This window comes from Streptomyces sp. NPDC006476 (genome assembly GCF_040612015.1).
Taxonomy (GTDB): domain Bacteria; phylum Actinomycetota; class Actinomycetes; order Streptomycetales; family Streptomycetaceae; genus Streptomyces; species Streptomyces griseorubiginosus_B.
Genome location: NZ_JBEXPK010000042.1, coordinates 54,036 through 79,210, shown reverse-complemented (window position 1 = coordinate 79,210; position 25,175 = coordinate 54,036). Strand labels below are relative to the sequence as shown.

Genomic DNA, 25,175 nt, shown 5'->3' with positions numbered 1-25,175 from the left:
CCCCTCGGCGAGACCGACGGCTTCGCCTTCTGCCGCGCGCTGCCAGAACGGGCCGGGGTCGTCGCCATCCCCAACGCGGTCTTCTACGACCACCGAGAGGAGGGCGCCCCCTTCGTGCGGTTCGCGTTCTGCAAGCAGACCCCGGTGCTGGAGGAGGCGGCCCGGCGTCTGAAGGCGCCGGCCTGACGCGTCACGCCGCCACGCCGAACGCCACGAAAACGTACTCACCCGGCGGCACATCACTCGCGCCTGACCGTTTTACCCGTCAATGTGCCGTTGTGACCCACGCCAGCACCCTCATCCCCTCCTCGCGCACGAAGCCGAATCCGGGTACGAAGGACCGCGCCCGGGTGTCCCCCACGGTCGCGATGGGCGGCGCCGTCGGCCTCTTCCTCTCCGCCCGGCTGTTCGGCGTCGCCGTGCTCGCCCTGGCCTCCTGGAGGACCGGCCGCAACCCGCTCGCGCTGCTCGGCCGGTCCTGGGACTCCCTGTGGTACCTGGGCATCGCCGCGCACGGCTACGTCCGCACCGAGCACACCCATCTCGGAGTGGTCAGCGACATGGCGTTCTTCCCGCTCTACCCGGCGCTGGTGCGGGCGGTGACGGCCCTGAGCCCGCTCAGCGGCGGCGCGGCGGGCCTGGTGGTCTCGTGGACGGCGGCCGCGGTGGCCGCCTGCGGGATCTACGCGGTCGGCGCCCGGTTGCACGGACGCGCCGTCGGCACCGCCCTGGTCCTGCTGTGGGGCCTGCTGCCGCACTCGGTCGTGCTGTCCATGGCGTACACCGAGCCGGTCCTGACCGCCTTCGCCGCCTGGACGCTGTACGCCCTGCTCACCGGCCGCTGGCTGTGGGCGGGGGCGCTGGCCGCGCTCGCGGGGCTGTCCCGGCCCAACGCCTTCGCGCTGGCCGCGGCGGTGGTGGTCACGGCGCTGTGGGAGACGGGGCGATGCGTCCGGGAGCGCCGCAGAGTTACCCACAGGCTGTGGACGGCGGCCGCTATCGCGCCGACGGGCTGGGTGGCGTACGTGCTGTGGGTCGGCCGCCACGAGGGAAGCGTGCTGCGCGGCTACTTCGACCTGCAGCGCCGCTGGGGGTCCCGCTTCGACTTCGGCGAGGGCGCGTGGCAGTTCGTCCGCCATCTGCTGCTGCAGGGGGACCGGCTGGTCTTTCCGATGTCCCTGGTGATCGTCGCGGCGGGCGTGGTCCTGTACGCCCTCCTCCTCGCCGACCGCGCCCCGCTCCCGCTCCTCGTCTACACCGGTGTACTGCTGCTGGTCGTGCTCGGCGGCTCGGGCTTCTTCGAGTGCAAGCCGCGCTTCCTGGTCCCGGCCTTCCCCCTGCTCATCCCGCTGGCCCGGGCCCTGGTGCGGACGGCGAGAGCCCGGCCCTGGCACGCGACCGTGGTGGTCGGCGCCCTGGCCGGGCTCTCGTACTGCTACGGGGCGTATCTGCTGGTGCTCGCAAACATGCCGCTGTAGAGGCGGACGGGGGCTACTCCTCGTCGTCCCCGGGCTCGTCCGCCTCGTTGATCTCCTGCTCGAGGCCCAGCTGCTCCACGAGCCACTTGTCGAACTCGATGGCGGCGCGCACCCAGCTGACCGTCGAGGAGACGAAGTGCTCCAGGCTGACGCCGGTGCCGATCAGCATCTGCGCCTCGCCGATCAGACGGACCGTGCCGTCGTCGTGGGTGTGGCTGTAGACCTTGGGCCACAGGGTCCGCCGGTTCCAGTCGTCGATGGACTCCAGCAGCTGCGGCTTCTCGTCGATCTTGTGGGGGCGGTCGTAGAACGTCCGCACCGAGAAGACCTGCTGGTCCGCCTCGCCGCGGAACATGAAGTACGTACGGAACTGCTCCCACGGCGCCGCGAGGTCGCCCTCGTCGTCGACGACGTACTTGAGCTCCATCTGGTCGAGGAGCTGCTTCACGAGATCCTGATCCGGGATGACGGGGCCCGCCGGTCCTTGGGGCTGCGGCTCGGGCTGGCCCCCGAAGTTCGGAATCGAGGACGGGTCGATGGTCATACTTGGAGACTCCTGGCGGTCGTCTGGCTCGTCCGGCCATAGCTGAGACCAGACGTCTGACTCCACCCTCTCTCGCTTGCCCCACGACCGGCAACCTCCGCCGGAAAGGCGCCCCGGCCACCTTCCTGATCAGCCATGTCGGCACGGTTGCTCCGGTCGGCCGAGCGTGCGAGGCGCGGCGCGCGCCCGTGGGTGCCGTCGCGCTCCGGCGTGAGCCACGGCCGCCCTGGCGCACGCCGTGGTTGAACAGTTGAGCTGTGGAGCCCTCGGAGGGATGGAAACCCCACGAACTTGGGTAAAAACGCTGTGGTGGCACCACAGTTCATGATTCCCTCTAAATCACCAACGCGGCCCCTCGGATGTCCTGCGGAAGCCTCCTGACTCCCGACTGGGCCGACCGGGCCGATTCCCCCCACAGTCGCCCGGGTGTGCCGGACCCCCACACCACCCTTTCTTTGCGTGCCTGCGGAGCCGATCCATGCTCACGACCCTGAACACCTCCTACACCGACACGCGCGCGGCCGACCTCGCCTGGGCCCTGGGGCGTGAACCGCTTCCCGCCCTGGCCACGCTCGACCTCGAACTGAGCGGGGCAAAACTGCAGTTGAGACTCCTCGGCGCCTCCCACCAGGTGCTCCTCGAGGAGCGGCGCGGCAGTTGCTCGGAGACGGTGGCGTGCATCCCGGGCAGCAGCACGCCCCTTCCGCTCGGCATCGCCAAGCGCGTCGGCGACTGGGAGTACGAGTTCGCCGCGCGCGTCGAGGTGCTCTCGCCGGGCTCCTTCGCGGGCCGCGCCCAGGAGTTGCTGGCGCTGGTCTCCGAGCACCCGCACGGCCTGGCCGGCGTCTTCCCGGGCAGTCCGCACGCCTTCACGGCGCTGCTGGCCCAGCACCAGGACGGCCAGGTCCACTGGCGCACCTGGCACGCGTACCCGCAGGACAGACAGCTGGTGGCGACCCGGACCCGGGTCGGCGTCCGGGTCCCGGTGGCCGCCGCCGGGCCCGGCTCCTCCGGGGCCTGATTCAAACCAGGAAGGGACCAACCGACCACCAGTTCCACACGTGTGGGTGACGAAGGGTGATGTCGGTGTGACGTAACGTCGCAGTCGTGATCGAACCGCAGGCGCCCGCACCACCCGGCCCGCCACCCTCCTGGGCGGGCCCGGCACGGCTTCCGGTGCGGCCGGCGACCGGACGGTTCCTGGTCCTCGCGTGCGTGTTCGTCTGCGCGGCCTGCGGACTGGTGTACGAGCTCGAACTGGTCGCCCTGGCCTCGTACTTGATCGGTGACTCGGTCACCCAGGCGTCCGTCGTGCTGTCGGTCATGGTCTTCGCGATGGGCATCGGCTCGCTCGTCGCGAAGCGGCTGCGCCGGCTGGCCGCGGCCGGCTTCGGCGCGATCGAGGCGGTCCTCGCCCTGACCGGCGGCTGCAGCGCCATGGCGCTGTACGCCGTCTTCGCCTGGACCGGCGACTGGGGCGGGCTGTGGGCGAGCGGGCCGCGCTGGCTGCTGGTGGCCTTCTCGCTGGCCATCGGCCTGCTGATCGGCGCCGAGGTGCCGCTGCTGATGGAGCTGATCCAGCGGGTGCGCCGGCAGGACGCGGGCGGTGCGGTGGCCGACCTGTTCGCGGCGGACTACGTGGGCGCGCTGGTCGGCGGGCTGGCCTTCCCGTTCCTTCTGCTGCCCCTGCTGGGCCAGTTGACCGGCGCCCTGCTCACCGGCGCCGTCAACGCCGTCGCGGGCGCCACCCTCGTCCTCGGCCTGTTCCGCCGCGACCTCACCCGCCGCGCCCGCTGGACGCTGCTGGCCGCCAACCTCGCCGTCCTGGCCCTGCTCGCCTCGGCCGCCGTCCTGGTCGACGACTTCGAACGGGCGGCACGGCAGGCGGTGTACGGCCACGACGTACGCGTGGCGGTGCAGACCGGCGTCCAGGAGGTCGTCCTGACCGGCGGCACCCACGGCCGGCCCCTCGACCTCTTCCTCGACGGCCGGCTGCGCGTCAGCGGACGCGATGAACAGCGCTACCACGACGCGCTGGTCCACCCGGCGATGAACGGCCCGCACGCGCACGTGCTCGTCCTCGGCGGCGGTGACGGGCTGGCCGTCCGCGAGGTGCTGCGCCATCCCGGCGTACGGCGGGTGGACGTCGTCGAACTCGACGCGGGCGTCGTACGGCTGGGCCGCCGGGACCCGGCGCTGTCCCGGCTGAACGGGCACGCCTACGACGACCCACGCGTGCGCGTGACCACCGCGGACGCCTTCCCCTGGCTGCGCACGGCGCCTGTGGCGGCGTACGACGTGGTGATCTCGGACCTGCCGGACCCGGGCATCACGGCGAGCACCAAGCTGTACTCCGAGGAGTTCTACGGGCTCGCCCGCCGGGTGCTGGCGCCGGGCGGGCGGCTGGTGGTGCACGCGGGGCCGTTCGCCGGCCGGCCGCGGGTGTTCTGGACGGTCGGGGCGACCCTGCGGGCCGCAGGTCTGCACCCCGTCGCCTACCGGGTGGGCGGCCGCGACGCCGGCTTCGCCGCGGGCCCCGACCGTACGGCGGTCGGCTCCCGCGCGCGGGGCGACTGGGGCTTCTTCCTGGCCGCCGCCGACGCCACCCCGCCCCTGGCCCTCGACCCGCGCGCCCCGCACCCGCGGACCCTCACCCCGGCGTCCCTCGCGGCCGACGTCCGCACCGCCGCCCGCACCCGCGTCACCGGCCTGCCGCCCTCGACCCTGGTGCACCCGCGGTATGCCGACTGACACACGCGATCCCCGCCCCGCCGCGCGGGAACGGCGGCCCGCCGACCTCCCCCCGAGGCGACGGACCGCCGTACTCCCCCGTTTCCCCCGTCGAGCCCCTGTCGCGGCCCGCACCGAAAAGCTACCGGCGCCCCACCCCGCGCCGAATCCCCCACTGGTTGGAAAGGCGCCCCAACCCGCGCGGCAACCGTGCGGTTCCTGCAACTTCCGCGGTACCGCAGAAGGTTGACGCCCCGCCTCGCGCACCGGGGTTACGCTGCGGCGATGCGGATCCACCCCCTTGTGGTCGACGGCCTGATCACCGCGGCGCAGACGACCGTGGCCGTCCTGCTCGGCCGGGAGTCGGCCGCCCAGGGGTGGCCCGCACTCGACCCGCTCGGCTGGAGCCTGGTCGCCCTGTGCAACCTGCCCACCGTGCTGCGCGCCCGCGCCCCGGTGGCCGTCTGCGTCTTCGTCGACGCCTGCGCGATCGCCTACGTCTCGCTCGGCCACTGGCCGGTGGTCAACTCCTTCGGCCCGATGCTCGCCTTCTACACGGTGGCGTCCCTGCGCCCGCTGCGGACGACCGCCGTCTGCGCCGCGCTGATGGCGGGCGTGTGGATCTACGCGGGGCTGGTGACCCAGGGCAGTTCGATGGCGTCGGTGGCCGCGCAGTCCGTCGCGTACCCGGTGGTGCTGTGGTGGTTCGGGCACACCGCCCGCCGGACGGCCGACCTGACCCGGCAGTTGAGGGCCGAGCAGGCCGACCGGGCGCGCCGCGAGGTCGCCGAGGAACGCGTGCGGATCGCCCGCGAACTGCACGACGTGGTCGCCCACCACATGGCCGTCATCAACGTCCAGGCGGGCCTCGCCCGTTTCGTGTTCACCTCCGACACCCGCACCGCGCGCGAGGCGCTGGACACCATCGCCGGCACCAGCGGCGAGGCACTCGCCGAACTCCGCCGCATGCTGGGCCTGTTGCGGGCCGACGGAGTCTCCGGCGCCGACAGCGGCCCGGCCCCCGGACTCGGTCAACTGGCCGAAATGGTCGAGCGGGTACGCGCCGGCGGCGTCCCCGTCGACCTCCGCGTCACCGGCGAGCCGCGTCCCCTGCCGCCCGGTGTCCAACTCTGCCTCTACCGCGTGGTCCAGGAAGCCCTGACCAACGTGGTCAAACACGCCCCCGGCGCCCACGCCACCGTCGAACTCGCCTACCGCGCGGGCGAGATGGCGGTGTCCGTCGTGAACGAGGGGGAGGGGGTGATTCCGGACAGAAAGCAGGAACGCGGCGGCCACGGCTTGATCGGGATGCGGGAGCGGGCCAAGCTCTACGGCGGGACGATCGTCGTCGGCCCGCGCAGCGAGGGGGGATTCGGCGTGCATCTGACCCTGCCGACAGCGCCGGCCGCACGCCGTGAGGACGCCGTCGAGGAATGACCGACACCGGCAACGCCCCACCGGCGATCAGGGTGCTGGTCGTCGACGACCAGTTCCTCGTCCGCGGCGGACTCGTAGCGCTGCTGCGCGCCGCCCCCGGCATGGAGGTCGTCGGCGAGGCGGCGGACGGCGCGGAGGCCGTGCGGCTGGCCGCCAAGACCCACCCGGACGTCGTCCTGATGGACATCCGCATGCCGGGCATGACCGGCATCGAGGCGACGGAACGCATCCTCGCGGCCGCGACCGACCCCCCGCCCCGCGTCCTCGTCCTGACCACCTTCGACCTCGACGAGTACGTGTACGGCGCCCTGCGCGCCGGTGCCTCCGGGTTCCTCCTGAAGGACGCGGGCCCCGAGCGCCTGCTCGCCGCGGTGACGGCCGTGCACGGCGGTGACGCCCTGTTCGCGCCCGCGGTGACCCGGCGCCTGGTGGAGGCGTTCACCCGCGCGGCCGACCTCCCCGAACCCCCGCCGGGTCTCGCGGCCCTGACCGGCCGTGAACGGGAGGTGCTGAAGCTGGTCGCGCGCGGTCTGACCAACGCGGAGGCGGCGGACCGCCTGTTCATCAGTGAGGCGACGGTGAAGACCCATCTGAACCGCACGATGAGCAAGCTGGGCCTGGCCAGCCGGGCGCAGGTGGTCGTGATCGCGTACGAGACGGGGCTGGTGACGCCGGGGGGTTGAACCGGCCGCGTCACTTTCGGCCAACGGGGGTGCAGCCCGCGAACCCGTGGGTAGGCTCGGCGGCTATGGAGCATGACGTGTTCGTTCCGGTTCCGTCCCTGCGGCTGAGGGAGGCGCTCGCCGATCCCGCGAGGGTGGCCCGGGCGGTTCCCGGGCTCCAGCAGGACGCCGGGGCCGAACCCGCCTCCGGGCGGCTGAAAGTACGCGTCGGCAGCCACTCGGTCACCTACCGGGGGACGCTCAGGGTCACGGCCCGGGACGACGGGTCGTACGCCGTCGAGGGCGACGCCACCGAGACACGCGGCACCGGCTCGGTGAAGCTGGCGCTCACCCTCCGGGTGGCGGAGGCCGAGGGCGGTTCCACGCTGGTCTTCGAGGGGACGGCGTCCGCGGACGGGCGGGTGACGGAGCTGCCCGCCGACGCGGTGGGCTCCGCGGTGACCCGGCTGCTGAACCGTTTCGCGGAGAACCTGGCGGCGACGGAGGAGTCCGAAGAGCCCGAGCCGCCGGCCACGCAGAAGTCCGAGGCCACGGCCGCCGACGACCTCGAGACCACGCCGGACGCGGACGACGAGCCGGCGCCCCGCCCGGCGTCCGTCTTCGACACCGAGGTGCCGCCGCCGTCACTCGATCCGGTGGCCGAGGACGCCGAGGACGACGAGGACGACGAGGACGCCGAGGACGCCGACACGGAGGACGACAAGGACGCCGAGGACGAGGCGGCGGCGGGCGTCCCCGACGGCTTCGCCGAACCTCCCGCCGAAGCGGCCCACGCCCGGCGCACGATGATCGGCCGCAGCGCCGAGGAGGTCGACCACGCCCCGCCGCGCGGCCGGTACGCCCCCGTGCCCGCCCCGCAGACGGTCTCCCCGGGATCCCCGCTGCGCTGGGCGGCCCCCGCGGCGGCTGTGGTGCTGGCCTCGGCGATCGTGGTGGGACGTGTGCTGCGTCGGCGCCGATGACGTGCGCACCGCCCCCTGTCCACCGCCGCCGCCTTGATCACCCCAGTAGGGTCGTCCCGTGAGTGACGAAGACATCACGCTGACCGCGGGCGACGCGGAGGTGACCGTGCGGCCGGGCAACGGCGGACGGGTCGGTGGACTGCGGATCGGCGGGGTCGAACTGCTGCGCCAGGGCGAGCGGTTCGGCTGCTTCCCGATGGTCCCCTGGTGCGGGCGGATCCGGGACGGACGGTTCCGGGACGGCGCCACCGTGCACCAGATGCCGCTCAACTCCCCGCCGCACGCCATCCACGGCACCGTCCGCGACGGCGCCTGGCGCCCCGCGCGCGTACAGACCGACGACGCGGTGATCACGTACGACCTGGTGGAGCCCTGGCCCTACCCCGGGCGGGTCACCCAGCAGATCGCGCTGACGCCCGACTCGCTGACGCTGACGATGTCCGTGGAGACGTACGACTCCTCCTTCCCGGCCCAGATCGGCTGGCACCCCTGGTTCAACCGGAACCTGGGCGGCGAGGACGTCCGCGTCGACTTCACTCCCGCCTGGCAGGAGGAGCGCGGGGCGGACCACCTCCCCACCGGCAACCGGATCGAGCCGCGGCCCGGCCCCTGGGACGACTGCTTCGGCATGCCCGGCGGTGTCGACGTCACGCTCACCTGGCCCGGGCAGCTGGAACTGAAGGTGGCCAGCCGCGAGGAGTGGGTCGTGGTGTACGACGAGCAGGAGGCCGCCGTCTGCGTGGAGCCGCAGACCGGGCCGCCCGACGGACTGAACACGCTGCCCCGGCTGGTCACGCCCCTGGAGCCGCTGGAAGCCGCGACCACCTGGACCTGGCGCCGCCTCTGACCGGACCTGACGCCGCCTTTAAGCTGACTGGCATGACGACGGACGTACGTGGCGCGCTGCTGCAGCAGATCAAGGACAAGGCCGTGGTGCACGGCAAGGTGACCCTCTCCTCGGGTCTGGAGGCCGACTACTACGTCGACCTGCGCCGCATCACGCTCGACGGAGAGGCCGCTCCGCTGGTCGGCCAGGTACTCCTGGACCTGACCGCCGACCTGGAGTTCGACGCGGTGGGCGGGCTCACCATGGGCGCCGACCCGGTCGCGGCCTCGATGCTGCACGCGGCCGCCGCGCGCGGGAAGCGTCTGGACGCCTTCGTCGTCCGCAAGGCGGCCAAGGCGCACGGGCTGCAGCGGCGCGTTGAGGGCCCGGAGATCAAGGGCCGGCGGGTGCTCGTCGTCGAGGACACCTCCACCACCGGCGGCTCCCCGCTGACCGCCGTCGAGGCGGTGCGCGAGGCCGGCGCCGAGGTCGTCGCGGTCGCGACGATCGTGGACCGGGCGACCGGTGCGGCGGAGAAGATCCAGGAGGGCGCGGGAGTGCCGTACCTCTTCGCCTACTCGAAGGACGACCTGGGTCTGGACTAGTTATCCACAACGTGGACAGGGCGGGCAAAGCATCCGGCCGAGTCTGGAAAGATGTGGGCCGACGATGACGTCACCCCCAAGGTCTAGGTCAGGGCCGTAGTACGCAGATCGCCAACCCGCACATACCAAGGAGCGGACAGATGCCCATCGCAACTCCCGAGGTCTACAACGAGATGCTGGACCGGGCGAAGGCAGGCAAGTTCGCCTATCCGGCCATCAACGTCACCTCGACCCAGACCCTGCACGCGGCCCTGCGCGGTTTCGCGGAGGCGGAGAGCGACGGCATCGTCCAGATCTCGACGGGCGGCGCCGAGTTCCTGGGCGGGCAGTACGCCAAGGAGATGGTGACCGGTTCGGTCGCGCTCGCCGAGTTCGCGCACATCGTCGCCGAGAAGTACCCGGTCAACGTGGCGCTGCACACCGACCACTGCCCGAAGGACAAGCTCGACGGGTACGTACGCCCGCTGCTGGCGATCTCCGAGAAGCGGGTCGAGGCCGGCCTCACCCCGCTCTTCCAGTCGCACATGTGGGACGGCTCCGCCGAGACCCTCGCGGACAACCTCTCCATCGCGCAGGAGCTCCTGGAGCAGGCCCGCCGGGCCAACATCATCCTCGAGGTGGAGATCACCCCGACCGGTGGCGAGGAGGACGGCGTCTCGCACGAGATCAACGACTCCCTGTACACCACGGTCGAGGACGCGATCCGCACGGCCGAGGCCCTCGGCCTGGGCGAGAAGGGCCGCTACCTGCTCGCCGCCTCCTTCGGCAACGTCCACGGCGTGTACAAGCCGGGCAACGTCGTCCTGCGTCCCGAGCTGCTGAAGGAGCTGAGCGACGGCGTCGCCGCCAAGTTCGGCAAGCAGTCCCCGTTCGACTTCGTCTTCCACGGCGGCTCCGGCTCCACCGAGCAGGAGATCCGCACCGCGCTGGAGAACGGCGTCGTCAAGATGAACATCGACACCGACACCCAGTACGCCTTCACGCGTCCGGTCGCCGACCACATGTTCAAGAACTACGACGGCGTCCTGAAGGTCGACGGCGAGGTCGGCTCCAAGAAGACCTACGACCCGCGCACCTGGGGCAAGCTGGCCGAGGCGAGCATGGCCGCGCGCGTCGTCGAGGCCACGCAGAACCTGCGCTCGGCGGGCAACAAGATCAAGTAAGCGGCGGCGGTCAGCAGCTTCACTCAGAGCCCGGTGCCTGTCGAAAGGCGCCGGGCTCGCTGTATACCTGGGGCATGCCCGACGTCCGGCTGGCCTCACCCCAGGGCAGATGGATCCTGCTCACCACCGTCCTCGGCTCCAGCATGGCGATGCTGGACTCGACCGTCATCAACGTCGCCCTCCCGCGCATCGGCCGTGACCTCGGCGCCGATCTCGCCGCGCTGCAGTGGACCGTCAACGCGTACATGCTCACGCTGGCCGGGCTGATCCTGCTCGGCGGCAGCCTCGGCGACCGCTACGGCCGCCGCAAGATCTTCGTGCTCGGTGTCGTCTGGTTCGCCGCCGCGTCCCTGCTGTGCGGACTCGCGCCGAACGCCGGGGTGCTCATCGCCGCCCGTGCCCTCCAGGGGGTCGGCGGGGCGCTGCTCACGCCCGGTTCCCTCGCGCTGATCCAGGCGTCCTTCCATCCCGACGACCGGGGACGGGCCGTCGGACTGTGGTCCGGGTTCGGGGGCATCGGCGCGGCCGTCGGGCCGTTCCTGGGCGGCTGGCTGGTGGCCGGGCCCGGCTGGCGCTGGGTCTTCCTGCTCAACGTCCCGCTGGCCCTGCTGTGCGCCCCCATCGCCGTACGGCACGTGCCCGACTCCGCGGACGGCCGTGCGCACGGCCGTTTCGACATCCTGGGCGCCTTCCTCGGAGCGCTCTCGCTCGCCCTCGTCACCTACGCCCTGATCGAGGCGCGGCGGGGCTCCCTGATCGTCGCCGTCACGGCGGTCGCCGGTGTCCTCGCGGGCGTCGCCTTCGTGTACGTCGAGAAGCGGCGCCCGGACCCGATGATGCCGCTGGACATCTTCGCCTCGCGGCAGTTCACGGCAGTCAACCTGGTCACGCTGTGCGTGTACGCGGCCTTCGGCGGCTACTTCTTCCTCACCGCCCTCCAGCTCCAGGTCGCCCTCGGCTGGTCGCCGCTCGCCGCGGGGACGGCCCTGCTGCCGACGACGGCCATGATGCTGTTGTTCTCGGCCCGCTCCGGAGCCCTGGCCGACCGGATCGGCCCGCGCATCCCGCTCACCGTCGGGCCCCTGCTGTGCGCGACCGCGATGCTGCTGATGCTCCGCGTCGGCCCCGGCTCCTCCTACGCGACCGACGTGCTGCCCGCCCTCCTGGTGCAGGGCGCCGGCATGGTCGCCCTGGTCGCGCCGCTGACCGCGACCGTCCTGGCCTCGGTGGACACCGCGCGGGCGGGACTGGCCAGCGGCATCAACAACGCGGCGGCCCGCGCGGCGGGTCTGATCGCGGTGGCCGCGCTGCCGCTGCTCGCCGGGATGGGCCCGGAGGCCTACCGCTCCCCGGACGCCTTCAACACCGCCTTCCACCGCGCGATGCTCCTGTGCGCCGGGGTACTGGTCGTGGCCTCGGCACTGGCCTTCACGACCGTACGCCCCCTACCCCCCGGCTGCCGCCGCCCGGAGTGCCGCACCCACGGAGCCGTGACGGCTCCACCACTGGAGGGAGGACGCGCAGCCAAGCACCTTTCCTGAGCCGGGTGGCCGGGCGCGCCCCGGCCTGGGTGGGCGGTGTGCCTGCTGGGCTCGGGTGGCTGGGGCGCTTTTCCTGAGTGGGGCGGGGGTAGGTGTCTCGTTGGGGCCGGGGTGGTCGGGTGTGGTTCTGAGCCCGGTCGGCTAAGCGTCCGGCTTGCGCCTGGGCGGCGGCCAGTGCTTTTCCTGAGCCGGGTGGGGGCACGCGTCTCGTTGGGGCCGGGGTGGCCAAGCTCTCCCGAGCCCGGACGGGCCCAGTGCTCTCCTGACCCCGCGCGGCCAGGCGCTCTCCTGACCCCGCGCGGCCAAGCGCCTTCCCGAGCCGGTGCGTAGGCGGGCCCGTGCTCTGGGCGTGGGGGATGGAGGAGACTGGGGGTCATGGCCATTCACGAGAACCTTCTCGGGGGACCGCCCCCGACTCACCTTCCCGACGACCCCGCGCCCCGCGAGCTGCTCGCGAACGGCACGCCGCCCGCGGACGTGGCGGCGAAGTACCCGACGTCCTCGCTGGCCTGGGCCCAGCTGGCCGACGAGGCGTTCGAGCGGGGCAGCGTCGTGGAGTCGTACGCCTACGCCCGTACCGGTTACCACCGCGGCCTGGACGCCCTGCGGCGCAGCGGCTGGAAGGGGCACGGTCCGGTGCCGTGGGAGCACGAGCCGAACCGCGGCTTCCTGCGCGCCCTGCACGCCCTCGCCCGCGCGGCCGGCGCGATCGGTGAGCAGGAGGAGTACGAGCGCTGCACCCAGTTCCTGAAGGACTCCTCCCCCACGGCGGCCCAGACCCTCGGCTGACCCGTCCCTCCCAGGCCCGCCCGTCCGGTGTGACGAGGCGGGCCTTGCGATGCCGGGGGGCATTGAAAAGAATGCGGGTGGGGACCGGGGCCCCCGTGTCGGTAACGGCAGGGGCGGACCGCTACCCGGAGAACACCACAGGAGACAGCGATGTCCCACGAGGCTCACGAGACCCAGGAGCCAGAGACCCCGCATCTCGACTTCGCCGGCACCACGCCGTACGAGGACTACGTCAAGGCGGACGTGCTCACCCACCTCCAGCACACCCTCTCCGACGACCCCGGAGAGATGGTCTTCCTGGTCACGACCCAGGTCATGGAGCTGTGGTTCACCGTCATCGTCCATGAATGGGAGACGGCGGCGCGCGCCCTGCGTTCGGACGACGTGCCGACCGCGATCGCCGCGCTGAAGCGTTCCGTGCGGGAACTGGAGGCGCTGAACGCCTCCTGGAAGCCGCTCGGCCAGCTCACCCCCGCCCAGTTCAACTCCTACCGCTCCGCCCTCGGTGAGGGCTCCGGCTTCCAGTCGGCGATGTACCGTCGCATGGAGTTCCTGCTCGGCGACAAGTCCGCGTCCATGCTGGTCCCGCACCGCGGCGCGCCCCGCGTCCACGCGGAACTGGAGAAGGCGCTGCACGAGCCGAGCCTGTACGACGAGGTGCTGCGGCTGCTCGCCCGGCGCGGGCACGCGATCCCCGAGGTGGTGCTGCGGCGCGACGTCTCGCGGCGCTACGAGCCCTCGGAGGAGGTCGAGGCGGTCTGGACCGCGCTCTACGCGGGCGACGAGAGCGCCGAACTCGCTCGCCTCGGCGAGGCGTTGACCGACGTCGCCGAACTGGTGTGGCGCTGGCGCAACGACCACCTGGTCGCCACGCGCCGCGCCATGGGTTCCAAGGCGGGCACGGGCGGCTCGGCCGGGGTTGCCTGGCTGGAGAAGCGCGCGCAGAAGAACGTGTTCCCCGAGCTGTGGACGGCGCGGTCACATGTCTGAGTTCGTGGTGCGCGCGGAGAAACTGGACGCCGCCGACGAACTGGCCGCGGTGCGCGGCGAGTTCGTCCTCGACGAGGTCGTCTACCTGGACGGCAACTCGCTCGGCGCGCTGCCCGCGGCCGTCCCGGGCCGGGTCGACGACGTCGTACGACGCCAGTGGGGCTCGCTGAGGATCCGGTCCTGGGACGAGAGCGGCTGGTGGACGGCGCCGGAGCGGATCGGCGACCGGATCGCCCCCCTGGTGGGGGCGGCGGCCGGGCAGATCGTGGTCGGCGACTCGACAAGTGTCAATGTCTTCAAGGCACTTGTGGGCGCGGTGCGGCTGGCCCGGTCGGCGGGGGAGAGCCGTGACGAGATCGTCGTCGACGCGACGACCTTCCCCACCGACGGCTACATAGCCGAGTCCGCGGCCCGGCTGACGGGCTGCACACTCCGCCCGGTGACGCCGGGACAGGTGCCGGGCGTGCTCTCGGACCGTACGGCCGCCGTGCTGCTCAACCATGTCGACTACCGCACGGGCCGGCTGCACGACCTGCCCTCGCTCACGGCGGCGGTGCACGCGGTGGGCGCGGTCAGCGTGTGGGACCTGTGCCACAGCGCGGGCGCGCTGCCGGTCGGCCTGGACGGGCACGGCGTGGACCTGGCGGTCGGCTGCACCTACAAGTACCTGAACGGCGGCCCGGGTTCACCGGCGTACCTCTACGTCCGCCGTGACCTCCAGGACCGCTTCGACTCCCCGCTGCCGGGCTGGAACTCGCACGCCGAGCCCTTCGGCATGCGCCCGGACTACGAACCGGCGCCGGGCGCGCTGCGGGGCCGCGTCGGTACCCCGGACATCCTGTCCATGCTGGCCCTGGAGGCGGCGCTGGACGTCTGGGACGGCGTTCCGATCGAGGCGGTACGCGCCAAGTCCCTCGCCCTGACGGACTTCTTCCTGGAGTGCGTGGAGGAGTACGTGCCGGCGGGGCTCGTGGAGTCGCTGACGCCGGTCGCGCACGAGGAGCGCGGCAGCCAGGTGGCGCTGCGCTGTGCGGACGCCGGGGAAGTCATGAAACGGCTGATCGAGCGGGGTGTGGTCGGCGACTTCCGGCACCCGGACGTCCTGCGCTTCGGCTTCACACCGCTGTACGTCTCCTTCGCGGAGGTGGAGCGGGCGGCCCGGGTGCTGGGGGAGACGGTGGGGTGCTAGCCGGCGCGGGTGCGCGGGTGAGGGGGAAATGGTCCGACAGAACCGTTTTCCCCTCACCCAGCGTGACATCCGCGTGTCGGCGCACGTCACCGGCCTGGTACCGTCCCGGCCAACGGCCGGTTCCCCACCGGGCCCTGACTCCGTTACATCGCTGAGAGGTTGGAGCATGCCGGACGACGCCGCAGCAGCCCGTGCCGCCGCCGAGGAGGAGTCGGCGTTCTCGCACCCGGCGGTCGACCCCGACTCCACCGCCGGGTACGGGGACCACCCCGACCAGCTGATCGACTTCTACGCCCCGCGTGGCGGGACGGGAGCGGGGGCGGCCGTTCCGCTGGTCGTCGTCCTGCACGGGGGCGCGTGGCGGGCGCCGTACGACCGGCGGCACATCTCGCCGTTCGCGGACTTCCTGGCCCGGCGGGGGTTCGCGGTGGCGAGCGTGGAGTACCGGCGGGGAGACGGGACCGGGACCTCGGGGCGCTCCGACTCCCCTGCGGTGGCCGGGCGTTGGCCCGATACCTTCGACGACGTCTCGGCGGCGCTGGACGCGCTGCCGGCCCTCACCCGGCAGGCGCTGCCGCAGGCCGACCCGCGCCGCATGGTGCTCACCGGGCACTCGGCGGGCGGCCACCTCGCCCTGTGGGCGGCGGCCCGCCATGTCCTGCCGCCGGACACGCCCTGGCGCACCGCCGCCCCCGCCGCGCTCCGCGGTGTGGTGGCCCTGGCGCCCATCGCCGACTTCGAGGTGGCCGACAAGCTGGACGTCTGCTCCGGCGCCGCGCGCCAACTCCTGGGCGGCGACGACAAGTTCGCTGAGCGGCGCCCGTACGCCGACCCGGCGCTGCTGCTGCCCACCGGTATCGCCACGACGCTGGTCCAGGGGCGGAGCGACCTCGTCGTACCGCAGGCGGTGGCCGAGTCCTACGCGGACGCGGCGGCGAAGGCCGGCGAGGTCGTGGGCCTCACGCTCCTGGAGGACGTCGGCCACTTCCCCCTCATCGACCCGGCGGTGGACGCCTGCGCGGTGGTGGCGGAGGAGATCGCCCAACTGGCCTTCTGAGCCGCCCCTCACATACCCGTAGTACCTGCGAGCTACTCCGCAGGACAGCTCCCGGGCGGGACGCCGACGACACCCCCGCGTCCGTAACTTCCCCACCAGCCAAGCCCGATGGCCGGGCGAACTGGGAGGGGAGACGACGATGGGGCGAGCGGCGGGGGCGCGGGAAGCGGTGGCCGGGGGCGGCACCCGGCCAGTGCGGGCGGGTGGATCCAGATGGCGCCGCGCCGCCCTCGCCACCCTCGTCGTGGCCGCCGTGGTCCTCCCGCCAGGGTCCGTCAGGTGCCGGGCCGGCACCGCGTCCGGACCGCCGTACGACGCATGGCCGCCCGCGTCGAGGCCGCCACCCCGCCCGAGCGCGACCGGGCCGTGGACGCCCTGCGCGCCTTCGCCGTCCTCGGCGTCGTGCTGGGCCACTGGCTGGTCACCGCCCTCGTGGCGGACGGCGCCGCCCTGCACACCAGCAGCCCGCTGCAGCGGATGCCCTGGCTCGCCCCGATCTCCTGGGCCTTCCAGACCCTCTCGACCCCCACAAGCCGGAACCCCGGAAGCCGGGCCCGCGGAAGCCCGACCCCGAGAAGGACGACAGCGCATGACGAGCAGTCCCATCCGTGTGCTCATCGCCGACGACCAGCAGATGGTCCGGCGGGGCTTCTCCGTGCTGCTGGGTGCCCAGCCCGGCATCGAGGTGGTCGGCCAGGCGGTGGACGGCCTCGACGCCGTGGCCCAGGTCGCCGAACTCACCCCGCACGTCGTCCTGATGGACATCCGCATGCCCGAACTGGGCGGCATCGAGGCCACCCGCCGCATCACCGGCGAACGCCCGGAGATCAAGGTGCTGGTGCTCACCACCTTCGACCTCGACGAGTACGTGTACGCGGCGCTGCGGGCCGGCGCCTCCGGGTTCCTGCTCAAGGACGCCTCCGCGGACAAGCTCGCGGAGGCGGTACGGGTGGTGGCGGCCGGCGAGGCCCTGCTCGCGCCCGGCATCACCCGGCGGCTGATCGCCCAGTTCTCCCAGCTGGAGGGTTCACGCCCCGCTCAAGGACCGGGTCGGCGACCTGACCGAGCGGGAGACGGAGGTGCTGGCGCTGATCGCGCAGGGGTTGTCGAACGCGGAGATCGCCGGGCGGCTGGTGGTCGCCGAGCAGACCGTGAAGACGCATGTGGGCCGCATCCTGGTGAAGCTGGGCCTGAGGGACCGTACGCAGGCGGCGGTGTTCGCGTACGAGTCGGGGCTGGTGCGGCCGGCGGGCTACTGACGCGGGGCTGAAACGGCCGTAGTACCTGAGAGGGAGGCCGAAGGACCCTCCTCACTGGTGACGACCGCGCCCCCGGCCCGCGCCTACCTTTTGAGCGTGACCGAGACGACCCACACGCAGCCGCTGCCGCCGGACCCGCCGGACAGCGCGTTCGAGCCCTACAAGCCGCGCAGCCCCGAGGTGCGGGCGGCCGCGGACGCCCTGCGCGGGCTGCGGCAGGACCTGTTCAAAGGCGCCTTCGCCTACCGCCCGCTGCCACGCCTGGGCGCGGACAGCCGGCTCGTGCGCGGGCTGCCGGGCCGGTGGCGGGAGTACGCGACCTGGACTCCGCACGCCCTGGTCATCGCGGCCGGGGCCCTCGTGCTGCTCATCGCCTCCAACAGCGACGACAGCGGCGCGGGTGTCAACGTGGTCCTCGGCCTGCTCACCATGGCCCCGGTCCTGCTGTCGGCGATGCGGCCCGTCGCCGCGTTCTGGCTGTCGATGGCCGTGTCGCTGTTCGCCGCGATGTGGACGGGCGGTTTCAACGACGACTGGCCGTGGCTGCCGGGCAGCTTCGTCGCCCACCTGGTGGTGCTGACCGTCGTGGCGATACGCACCCGGCCGCGCACGGCGGCATGGATGTGGCTGCTGACGGCGGTCTACGGCGCCGCGGCGGAGAGTTTCTTCGAGGGCGGACGCTATATGCCTTCGAACACCATGGAGATGCTGTTCCTCTCCGCCCTGGTCCTTCTCGCCGTCACCGTCTGGCACATCCGCCGCCAGGCCCGGCAGGAGGTGGACGCCCAGCAGACGGTGACCGCCCACGAGCGTTCCCGGCGCACCCTTCTGGAGGAGCGCACCACGATCGCCCGCGAGCTGCACGACGTGGTCGCGCACCACATGTCGGTCGTCGCCATCCAGGCGGAGGCCGCCCCCTACCGGGTGGAGAACCCGCCGCCGGAGCTGGAGAAGGCGTTCGCGACCATCCGGGAGAACGCGGTGGCGGCGCTGACCGAACTGCGCCGCGTGCTGGGCGTCGTGCGCGCCGAGGACTACGAGGCCCCGGACGCCCCGCAGCCAACGCTCGCCGACCTCGACGGTCTGCTCGCCAACGTGCGCGAGGCGGGACTGACCGTCGACAAGACGGTGACCGGAGCGATACGCGAACTCCCGCAGGGCGTCGAGCTGTCGGCGTACCGCATCGTGCAGGAGGCGCTGAGCAACACCCTGCGGCACGCGCCCGGCGCGGAGGCGAAGGTGGAGGTGTCGTATGTGCTGGGCGGGCTCGGCCTGCGGGTCGTCAACACCCCGCCGCCCGAGCCGTCGCTGGTCAAGCCCTCACCCGGCGCGGGGCACGGCATCACCGGTATGCGGGAGCGGGTCTCCATGCTGAACGGCGAGATGACGGCGGGCCGGACGGACGAGGGAGGCTATGAGGTGACGGTGTTCCTGCCCGTCGCCACCGTGAGTGAAGGGGACGCATGACCATCCGCGTACTGATCGCGGACGACCAGATGATGGTGCGCGAGGGCTTCTCGGTCCTGCTGAACGCGACGCCGGACATCGAGGTCGTGGGGGAGGCGGTCAATGGCCGCGAGGCCGTGGACCGCGTCCGCGAACTCTCCCCCGACGTGGTCCTGATGGACATCCGCATGCCCGAACTGAACGGGATCGAGGCGACCCGGGAGATCGTGGCCTCCGACACCACGGCGAAGGTCCTGGTCCTGACGACCTTCGACCTCGACGAGTACGTGTACCAGGCCCTGCGGGCGGGAGCCTCGGGCTTCCTCCTCAAGGACGCCTCGGCCCGCCAACTCGCCGACGGTGTACGGGTGGTGGCGTCGGGCGAGGCGCTGCTGGCCCCCTCGGTGACGAAGCGCCTGATCACGGAGTTCTCGAAACTCTCGGGCACCCCGCGCCCGATGCAGTCCGCCATGACGGCCTACGGCGACCTCACCGACCGGGAGACGGAGGTCCTGGTCCTCATCGCCCAGGGCCTGTCGAACGCCGAGATCGCCGAACGCCTGGTGGTCGCCGAGTCCACGATCAAGACCCACGTCAGCCGCGTCCTGGTGAAGCTGGGCCTGAGGGACCGCACCCAGGCGGCGGTGTTCGCGTACGAGGCACGGCTGGTGACGCCGGGCTAGGCGAGCCGGTCGAGGACGGCGGGCAGGCCCTTGTCGAGCATCCTGGTCCGGACGCTGCCGAGGATCCTCGCCATGAGGAAGCCTCCGGCGCCGGTGAAGCCGGTGTGGTCGTAGGTGAAGCGGGTTCCGCCGGCGTGCGGCTGGAGGCGGTAGGCGACCTCGGTCACCTCACCGCCGCCCTCGTCCTGCCACGAGTACCGCAGCAGCGAGGGCTCCCGGGCCTCCAGCACCTCGCACACCACGACGCCGCTCCAGCCCGGCTTCGGCCTGGCGACGAACCGGAACACCGTGCCCGGCACGGTCGCGAACCCCTCCGGCCGCGCACCCGCCCCGGTGGCCGTCCACTGCGGGATCACCTCGGGATCCGTGACCGCCCGCCAGACCTTGTGGGGCGGGTGGGGGTAGTCGCGGACGATGTGGATGGCGCTCATGGGGCTCCTCGGGTCGGTCCGGGCTCGAAATGGCGATATCTACAGTCACTAAAAAATTACTGTAGCAGTAAAAATAACCGGCCGGAGTGTGGCCCTCTAAGCTCCAGCCATGAGCACGCGCACTGTGGACTGGACGGCGTTGCGCCGCCGGGAGGAGGAGCCGGCCGGGGAGGGGCTGCGGGAGCGCAAGAAGCGGCAGCTGCGGCAGCGGCTGTCGGACACGGCCACCGAGATGTTCCTGGAGCGGGGTTTCGACGCGGTGCGGGTGGCCGAGATCGCCGAGGCCTGCGGGGTGTCGGAGAAGACGGTGTTCAACCACTTCCCGACGAAGGAGTCACTGGTCCTGGACCTGGGGGCGAGCACCCTCGACTCCCTGCGGACCGTTCTGCCCGACCCGGCCCGCTCACCGGTCGAGGCCGTCCTGGAGATCCTCTCCGCCGAACTGGCCGCCCTCACCTCCTGGCTGGCCGCGCAGGAGGACCCGGCGGAGGCGAAGGCGGCCCTGCTGCGCTTCGCCGCGCTCACCAGGTCCACCCCGTCGCTGCGCGCCTACCACCACGACATGACGGCCCAGCAGGTCACCGTCGCCGCCGAGATCCTGGCCCACCGCACGGGCACGACCCCGGACGCTCCCGAACCCCGGATCGCCGCGGCCGCGCTGCTGGCCCTGTGGCCGCTGCAGTTCCAGTCGCTGCACCGCCACCTGAACCGCACCGAGACACCGGAGCAGCTGTACGACGAGGTGACGGCCGACGTCCACCGCGCGGCCCGCCTGCTCGACACGGGTCTCCGCTCGCTGCAGGAACCCCCCTGGTCAGAGCCCGGTGCCCCGGGTTAGCTTCCCCGCATGGCAGCCTTCGACCCCTGGGACCCGACGTTCGTCGCCGACCCCTACCCCGCCTATGCCGAACTCCGTGCCAAGGGCCGTGTGCGGTACTTCGAGCCCACGAACCAGTGGCTTGTCCCACACCACGCGGACGTCTCGGCGCTGCTGCGGGAGCGGCGGCTCGGGCGGACGTACCTGCACCGGTTCGACCACGAGGACTTCGGCCGCACCCCGCCTCCGCCCGAGCACGAGCCGTTCCACACGCTCAACGACCACGGCATGCTCGATCTCGAACCGCCGGACCACACCCGGATCCGCCGGCTCGTGTCGAAGGCGTTCACGCCGAGGACGGTCGAGCAGCTCAAGCCGTACGTGAGCGAGCTCGCCGGGGATCTCGTGGAGCGGCTCGTCGAGAAGGGCGGCGGCGATCTCCTCACCGATGTCGCCGAGCCGCTCCCCGTCGCCGTCATCGCCCAGATGCTGGGCATCCCGGAGGCGGACCGGGCCCCGCTCCGGCCCTGGTCGGCGGACATCTGCGGGATGTACGAGCTGAACCCGTCCGAGGAGACGGCACGCAGGGCCGTCCAGGCCTCCGTGGAGTTCTCGGACTATCTGCGCGAGCTCATCGCCGAGCGGCGCGAGCAGCCGGGCGACGATCTCATCTCCGGTCTCATCGCCGCCCATGACGAGGGCGACCGGCTGACCGAGCAGGAGATGATCTCCACCGCCGTGCTGCTCCTCAACGCCGGTCACGAGGCGACCGTCAACGCCACGGTCAACGGCTGGTACGCCCTGTTCCGCAACCCCGCCCAGCTGGCGGCCCTGCGCGCCGACCACTCCCTGATCCCGTCCGCGATCGAGGAGTTGATGCGGTACGACACCCCGCTCCAGCTCTTCGAACGCTGGGTGCTGGACGACATCGAGATCGACGGGACGACCATTCCGCGCGGCGCCGAGATCGCGATGCTCTTCGGCTCGGCCAACCACGACCCCGAGGTGTTCCGCGACCCCGAGCGGCTCGACCTCACCCGCACGGAGAACCCGCACATCTCCTTCTCCGCCGGCATCCACTACTGCATCGGCGCGCCGCTCGCCCGTATCGAACTGGCCGCCTCGATGACGGCCCTCCTGGAGAAGGCCCCCGCCCTGAGCCTCGCCCAAGAGCCCGTACGCAAGCCCAACTTCGTGATCCGTGGGCTCCAGGGGCTCGACGTCACGGTCTGATACGGCGCACCAGGGCCCAGAGCCCGAGCGCGACGGCGGTCCCGCCCAGGACCGCCAGCGGCAGCTCGGCGTAGAGCACCTTCCAGTCCGGAGCCCGCTCGAACCGCCAGAGCCGGGCCCGGACGTCCACGGCCCACACCGCGAGCCCCGCGCCCGCGCCGAGGGCCGCGGTCAGACAGCCCGCGGCGGCCTCCGTACGTTGTCCCATGTCCGGGAGGGACGTACGAAGGCCGCCCGAGGGTTCCCGGTCAGGTGGTCACGTCCCGCCTTCGCAGCCCCGCCAGCCCGACAGCCACCAGCACGGCGGCCACCGCGAGCAGCACCAGCACCGGACCCCACTCCATCGACCCGCCCGGCAGCTTCGGCAGATGCCCGAACGGTGACACGTCCAGCACCGCCTGCGGTACGTCCAGTGCCGGTCCGATCCAGCCGATCAGCAGGACCGCCCCCGCGACCCCCCATGCCGCCACGGCCGCCCGGGGCAGGAGTCCGAACAGCAGCACCGCCACCCCGCCGATCACCCACACCCCGGCGACCTGCACCAGGCAGGCGCCCAGGACGGGCCCGACCTGGTGGCCGTAGCCGACGGCGAAGCCCAGTCCGGCCAGGATCATGATCAGTACGGCGCCTCCGAAGGCGATCGTCAGGTGGCCGGCGGCCCATCGCAGCCGGCCCACCGCGTTCGCGAGCACCGGTTCGGCGCGCCCCGAGGTCTCCTCACCGCTGAGCCGCAGCACCGAGGCGACGACGTACAGGGCGGCCACCAGCCCCAGCATCCCGGTCATCGAGGCGAGGAACGCGTCCGTGATGCCGCTCTGCCCGCCCATCCTCTCGACGATCTCCCGGGCCTGCTCGTTGTCGCCAACCAGGTCGGCCACGCCGTCCGTGAGGCCGCCGTAGACCACCCCGGCCAGGAAGAAGCCGGTCGACCAGCCGAGGACACTTCCCCGCTGCAGCCGCCAGGCCAGCGCGGCCGCGGTTCCGAGCCGTCCCGTCGCCGGTCCCGGCCGCGTCGGCAGGAAGCTCATGCCCACGTCACGGCGGCCCGCCAGCGCGTACGCCACCGCGCCCTGCCCCACCGCCGCCGCCGCGAACAGCCCCAGCACCCACCAGCGTTCACCGGCGAAGGCCCGCAGGTTCTCCAGCCAGCCCAGGGGCGACACCCAGGTCCACGCCGAGGAGCCGTCCGTCCTCGCCGCGTCGCCCGCCGCGCGCAGAACGAACGCGGCGCCCAGCAGCCCGGCCGTCAGGCCCCGCGCGAGCCGCGCGCTCTCCGTCACCTGCGCGACGATCGCCGCCAGCGTCGCGAAGACCATCCCCACGCCCGCCAGTCCGAGGCCGAAGGCGAGCGCCCCCGTGGCGCCCTGTCCTGCCAGCCCCGCCGCCACCAGCAGACCGAGCACGCCGCTCGCGACGGCCGCCGCGAGCAGTGCCGCCGTCAGCGAGGCGCGGCGGCCCACGGCGCCGGAGGCGATGAGTTCCTGCCGGCCGCTCTCCTCCTCGTCCCGGGTGTGCCGTACGACGACCAGCAGGGCGGTGACGGCGGCGAGCGCGCCCGCGTAGACGCCGACGCGCCAGGCGGTCAGGGCGCCGAGGTCCGTACCGAAGGCGGGTCCGATCAGCGCGCGGAAGGAGGAGTTGGTGGCGACCTGGTGCAGCAGATCGGTGCGCTCGGCCTCGGTGCCGTACAGGCCCTTGAGCGTGTTCGGCATGGACAGGACCATCAGGGCGTTCACCGCCACCCACACCGGGATCAGCACCCGGTCGCGGCGGAGCGAGAACCGCAGCAGCGTGCCCGTTCCGGCGAGGGAGGTCATCACGCCTCCTGGTAGTGGCGCAGGAACAGCTCCTCCAGCGTGGGGGGAGTGGAGGTCAGCGACCGTACGCCGGATTCCGTCAACGACCTGAGGACGGCGTCGAGTTTGTCCGTGTCGACCTGGAGCCGGACCCGGCGCCCCTGGACGTCGAGGTCGTGCACGCCGGGCAGCCGCGCCAACCCGTTGGGGGCGCCAGCGAGTTCGGCCGTGACGCTGGTCCGGGTCAGATGGCGAAGGTCGGCGAGGGAGCCCGTCTCGACGGTACGGCCCTTGCGGATGATGCTGACCCGGTCGCACAACTCCTCGACCTCGCTGAGGATGTGGGAGGAGAGCAGGATCGTCCGGCCGCGCTCCCGCTCCTCCTCCACGCAGCGCTGGAAGACCTCCTCCATCAGCGGGTCCAGGCCCGAGGTCGGCTCGTCCAGGATCAGCAGGTCGACGTCCGAGGCGAACGCGGCGACCAGGGCGACCTTCTGCCGGTTGCCCTTGGAGTAGGCGCGGCCCTTCTTGGTCGGGTCCAGCTCGAAGCGTTCGACCAGGTCGGCGCGGCGGGCCGGGTCGAGGCCGCCGCGCAGTCGGCCGTAGAGGTCGATGACCTCGCCGCCGGAGAGGTTGCGCCACAGGGTCACGTCCCCGGGGACGTACGCGATCCGGCGGTGCACCTCCACCGCGTCCTGCCACGGGTCGCGGCCCAGGACCTGCGCGGCGCCGGAGTCGGCGCGCAGCAGGCCGAGCAGGACGCGGATGGTGGTGGACTTCCCTGCGCCGTTCGGGCCGAGGAAGCCGTGCACCTCGCCGGCCTCGACCTCCAGGTCCAGGCCGTCCAGGGCGTGGGTACGGCCGAAGGACTTGTGCAGCCCGGCGACCGTGATTGCCTTCGTCATGCTTCAGAACGTACGCTTCTTTCAGAAATTTGTGAAGATACGGAAGTCTTCGAAGCCCGGTTAGGGTGGTTCCCATGACGGACGAGGTGGGGCGGGACACGGAGGCGGTCTCGAAGTTCGTGGAGAGCTTCGCCGCGCAGCTCGTCGAGGCGGGGATGCAGCGCATGCCGGCCCGGGTCTTCGCGGCGCTGCTCTCCTCCGACGCGGGGGTGATGACCTCGTCCGAACTCGGCGAACAGCTGCGGATCAGCCCGGCGGCGGTGTCGGGGGCGGTGCGCTACCTGACCATGACCCACATGGTCTCGCGCGAGCGGGAGCCGGGGTCGCGTCGGGAGCGGTACCGGGTGCACGGCGACCAGTGGTACGAGGCGCTCACCAACCGCGAGGCCATCATCAAGCGCTGGGAGGGCGCCCTGCGCGAGGGCGTGACCAGCCTCGGCCCCGACACCCCGGCCGGCCGCCGCATGGCCGAGACCCTCGCGTTCTTCGAGTTCGTCGAGAGCGAGGTCGCGGAGATGATGGAGCGGTGGCGGGTGCACCGGGAGAAGCGGTTCGGGTCGGGCTGAAGCCGGAAGCCCACGCCCGTCACCTGTTCCGGAGGGTGACGGGCG

General features: G+C 72.4%; 24 protein-coding genes and 3 pseudogenes. 22 read left to right on the top strand and 5 right to left on the bottom strand.

The window, feature by feature from the left end; all coding sequences use genetic code 11:
* Window positions 1-186, top strand: a pseudogene (locus tag ABZZ74_RS35820) (aminotransferase); the annotation flags it as partial.
* Window positions 187-368: 182 nt separating this feature from the next.
* The gene (locus ABZZ74_RS35815) at window positions 369-1,478 is read left to right on the top strand and encodes a glycosyltransferase family 39 protein (protein ID WP_356772218.1); all 1,110 of its coding nucleotides are present in this window, start codon (window positions 369-371) and stop codon (window positions 1,476-1,478) included.
* 13 nt (window positions 1,479-1,491) lie between these two features.
* On the opposite strand, the gene ABZZ74_RS35810 is transcribed toward ABZZ74_RS35815, so the two are convergent.
* Window positions 1,492-2,022 (bottom strand): YbjN domain-containing protein, encoded by a 531-nt coding sequence (locus ABZZ74_RS35810; RefSeq protein WP_133044158.1) that lies wholly within the window; start codon window positions 2,020-2,022, stop codon window positions 1,492-1,494.
* A 478-nt stretch (window positions 2,023-2,500) separates the two neighbouring features.
* Between ABZZ74_RS35810 and ABZZ74_RS35805 the strand changes: the two genes are divergently transcribed.
* From ABZZ74_RS35805 to ABZZ74_RS35725, 17 genes and pseudogenes are all read left to right on the top strand, one after another.
* Window positions 2,501-3,043: a DUF2617 family protein gene (locus ABZZ74_RS35805; protein ID WP_356772214.1), complete on the top strand. Its 543-nt coding sequence runs from the start codon at window positions 2,501-2,503 to the stop codon at window positions 3,041-3,043.
* An 86-nt stretch (window positions 3,044-3,129) separates the two neighbouring features.
* On the top strand, window positions 3,130-4,773 hold the full coding sequence (locus tag ABZZ74_RS35800) for a polyamine aminopropyltransferase (RefSeq protein WP_356772212.1): 1,644 nt from the start codon (window positions 3,130-3,132) through the stop codon (window positions 4,771-4,773).
* Window positions 4,774-5,037: 264 nt separating this feature from the next.
* The gene (locus ABZZ74_RS35795; RefSeq protein WP_356772210.1) at window positions 5,038-6,189 is read left to right on the top strand and encodes a sensor histidine kinase; all 1,152 of its coding nucleotides are present in this window, start codon (window positions 5,038-5,040) and stop codon (window positions 6,187-6,189) included.
* Complete coding sequence (locus ABZZ74_RS35790) at window positions 6,186-6,872, top strand: response regulator transcription factor (protein WP_356772208.1); 687 nt, start codon at window positions 6,186-6,188, stop codon at window positions 6,870-6,872. The genes ABZZ74_RS35795 and ABZZ74_RS35790 overlap by 4 nt, the downstream gene beginning before the upstream one ends.
* Before the next feature lie 65 nt (window positions 6,873-6,937).
* Window positions 6,938-7,834, top strand: a complete 897-nt coding sequence (locus tag ABZZ74_RS35785) for an SRPBCC domain-containing protein (RefSeq protein WP_356772206.1) — start codon at window positions 6,938-6,940, stop codon at window positions 7,832-7,834.
* A gap of 58 nt (window positions 7,835-7,892) precedes the next feature.
* On the top strand, window positions 7,893-8,681 hold the full coding sequence (locus ABZZ74_RS35780) for an aldose 1-epimerase (protein ID WP_356772204.1): 789 nt from the start codon (window positions 7,893-7,895) through the stop codon (window positions 8,679-8,681).
* A gap of 32 nt (window positions 8,682-8,713) precedes the next feature.
* Window positions 8,714-9,265 carry an orotate phosphoribosyltransferase gene (gene pyrE / locus ABZZ74_RS35775; protein ID WP_133044165.1) on the top strand — a complete coding sequence of 184 codons (552 nt, stop codon included), beginning with the start codon at window positions 8,714-8,716 and terminating at the stop codon, window positions 9,263-9,265.
* 140 nt (window positions 9,266-9,405) lie between these two features.
* Window positions 9,406-10,428 (top strand): class II fructose-bisphosphate aldolase, encoded by a 1,023-nt coding sequence (gene fbaA, locus ABZZ74_RS35770; RefSeq protein WP_133044166.1) that lies wholly within the window; start codon window positions 9,406-9,408, stop codon window positions 10,426-10,428.
* Between the two features lie 74 nt (window positions 10,429-10,502).
* Window positions 10,503-11,969: an MFS transporter gene (locus ABZZ74_RS35765; RefSeq protein WP_356772201.1), complete on the top strand. Its 1,467-nt coding sequence runs from the start codon at window positions 10,503-10,505 to the stop codon at window positions 11,967-11,969.
* A 375-nt stretch (window positions 11,970-12,344) separates the two neighbouring features.
* Window positions 12,345-12,758 (top strand): DUF3151 domain-containing protein, encoded by a 414-nt coding sequence (locus ABZZ74_RS35760; RefSeq protein WP_133044168.1) that lies wholly within the window; start codon window positions 12,345-12,347, stop codon window positions 12,756-12,758.
* Window positions 12,759-12,908: 150 nt separating this feature from the next.
* Window positions 12,909-13,748, top strand: coding sequence for a tryptophan 2,3-dioxygenase family protein (locus tag ABZZ74_RS35755; RefSeq protein WP_356772199.1), 840 nt, complete (start codon window positions 12,909-12,911; stop codon window positions 13,746-13,748).
* Window positions 13,741-14,937 carry a kynureninase gene (gene kynU / locus ABZZ74_RS35750; RefSeq protein WP_356772197.1) on the top strand — a complete coding sequence of 399 codons (1,197 nt, stop codon included), beginning with the start codon at window positions 13,741-13,743 and terminating at the stop codon, window positions 14,935-14,937. The genes ABZZ74_RS35755 and kynU overlap by 8 nt, the downstream gene beginning before the upstream one ends.
* Window positions 14,938-15,103: 166 nt before the next feature.
* Window positions 15,104-15,994: an alpha/beta hydrolase gene (locus ABZZ74_RS35745; RefSeq protein ID WP_356772195.1), complete on the top strand. Its 891-nt coding sequence runs from the start codon at window positions 15,104-15,106 to the stop codon at window positions 15,992-15,994.
* A gap of 203 nt (window positions 15,995-16,197) precedes the next feature.
* Window positions 16,198-16,516: pseudogene (locus tag ABZZ74_RS35740) on the top strand (acyltransferase); the annotation flags it as partial.
* 67 nt (window positions 16,517-16,583) lie between these two features.
* Window positions 16,584-17,253 (top strand): annotated as a pseudogene (locus ABZZ74_RS35735) (response regulator transcription factor).
* 96 nt (window positions 17,254-17,349) lie between these two features.
* Window positions 17,350-18,720 (top strand): histidine kinase, encoded by a 1,371-nt coding sequence (locus tag ABZZ74_RS35730; protein WP_356772193.1) that lies wholly within the window; start codon window positions 17,350-17,352, stop codon window positions 18,718-18,720.
* The gene (locus ABZZ74_RS35725) at window positions 18,717-19,382 is read left to right on the top strand and encodes a response regulator transcription factor (protein ID WP_356772191.1); all 666 of its coding nucleotides are present in this window, start codon (window positions 18,717-18,719) and stop codon (window positions 19,380-19,382) included. The genes ABZZ74_RS35730 and ABZZ74_RS35725 overlap by 4 nt, the downstream gene beginning before the upstream one ends.
* Here the strand turns inward: ABZZ74_RS35725 and ABZZ74_RS35720 are convergent.
* Window positions 19,379-19,813 carry an SRPBCC domain-containing protein gene (locus ABZZ74_RS35720; RefSeq protein ID WP_356772189.1) on the bottom strand — a complete coding sequence of 145 codons (435 nt, stop codon included), beginning with the start codon at window positions 19,811-19,813 and terminating at the stop codon, window positions 19,379-19,381. The genes ABZZ74_RS35725 and ABZZ74_RS35720 overlap by 4 nt on opposite strands.
* A gap of 109 nt (window positions 19,814-19,922) precedes the next feature.
* Here ABZZ74_RS35720 and ABZZ74_RS35715 point away from each other — a divergent pair, with 109 nt between their 5' ends.
* Together ABZZ74_RS35715 and ABZZ74_RS35710 are read left to right on the top strand one after the other, a co-directional pair.
* A complete protein-coding gene (locus ABZZ74_RS35715) occupies window positions 19,923-20,651 on the top strand; it encodes a TetR family transcriptional regulator (protein WP_356772187.1) in 729 nt (242 codons plus the stop codon).
* 9 nt (window positions 20,652-20,660) lie between these two features.
* Window positions 20,661-21,863 carry a cytochrome P450 gene (locus ABZZ74_RS35710; protein WP_356772185.1) on the top strand — a complete coding sequence of 401 codons (1,203 nt, stop codon included), beginning with the start codon at window positions 20,661-20,663 and terminating at the stop codon, window positions 21,861-21,863.
* On the opposite strand, the gene ABZZ74_RS35705 is transcribed toward ABZZ74_RS35710, so the two are convergent.
* From ABZZ74_RS35705 to ABZZ74_RS35695, 3 genes are read right to left on the bottom strand one after another with little or no spacing between them, the layout of a single operon-like run.
* On the bottom strand, window positions 21,853-22,071 hold the full coding sequence (locus ABZZ74_RS35705; RefSeq protein WP_356772183.1) for a hypothetical protein: 219 nt from the start codon (window positions 22,069-22,071) through the stop codon (window positions 21,853-21,855). The two genes, ABZZ74_RS35710 and ABZZ74_RS35705, sit on opposite strands and share 11 nt — an antisense overlap.
* Before the next feature lie 40 nt (window positions 22,072-22,111).
* Window positions 22,112-23,680, bottom strand: coding sequence for an ABC transporter permease (locus ABZZ74_RS35700; protein ID WP_356772181.1), 1,569 nt, complete (start codon window positions 23,678-23,680; stop codon window positions 22,112-22,114).
* Window positions 23,680-24,564 carry an ABC transporter ATP-binding protein gene (locus ABZZ74_RS35695; protein WP_356772179.1) on the bottom strand — a complete coding sequence of 295 codons (885 nt, stop codon included), beginning with the start codon at window positions 24,562-24,564 and terminating at the stop codon, window positions 23,680-23,682. Before ABZZ74_RS35695 ends, ABZZ74_RS35700 begins: the two co-directional genes overlap by 1 nt.
* A gap of 74 nt (window positions 24,565-24,638) precedes the next feature.
* Here ABZZ74_RS35695 and ABZZ74_RS35690 point away from each other — a divergent pair, with 74 nt between their 5' ends.
* A complete protein-coding gene (locus tag ABZZ74_RS35690; RefSeq protein ID WP_356772177.1) occupies window positions 24,639-25,130 on the top strand; it encodes a MarR family transcriptional regulator in 492 nt (163 codons plus the stop codon).
* Window positions 25,131-25,175 lie beyond the last annotated feature (45 nt).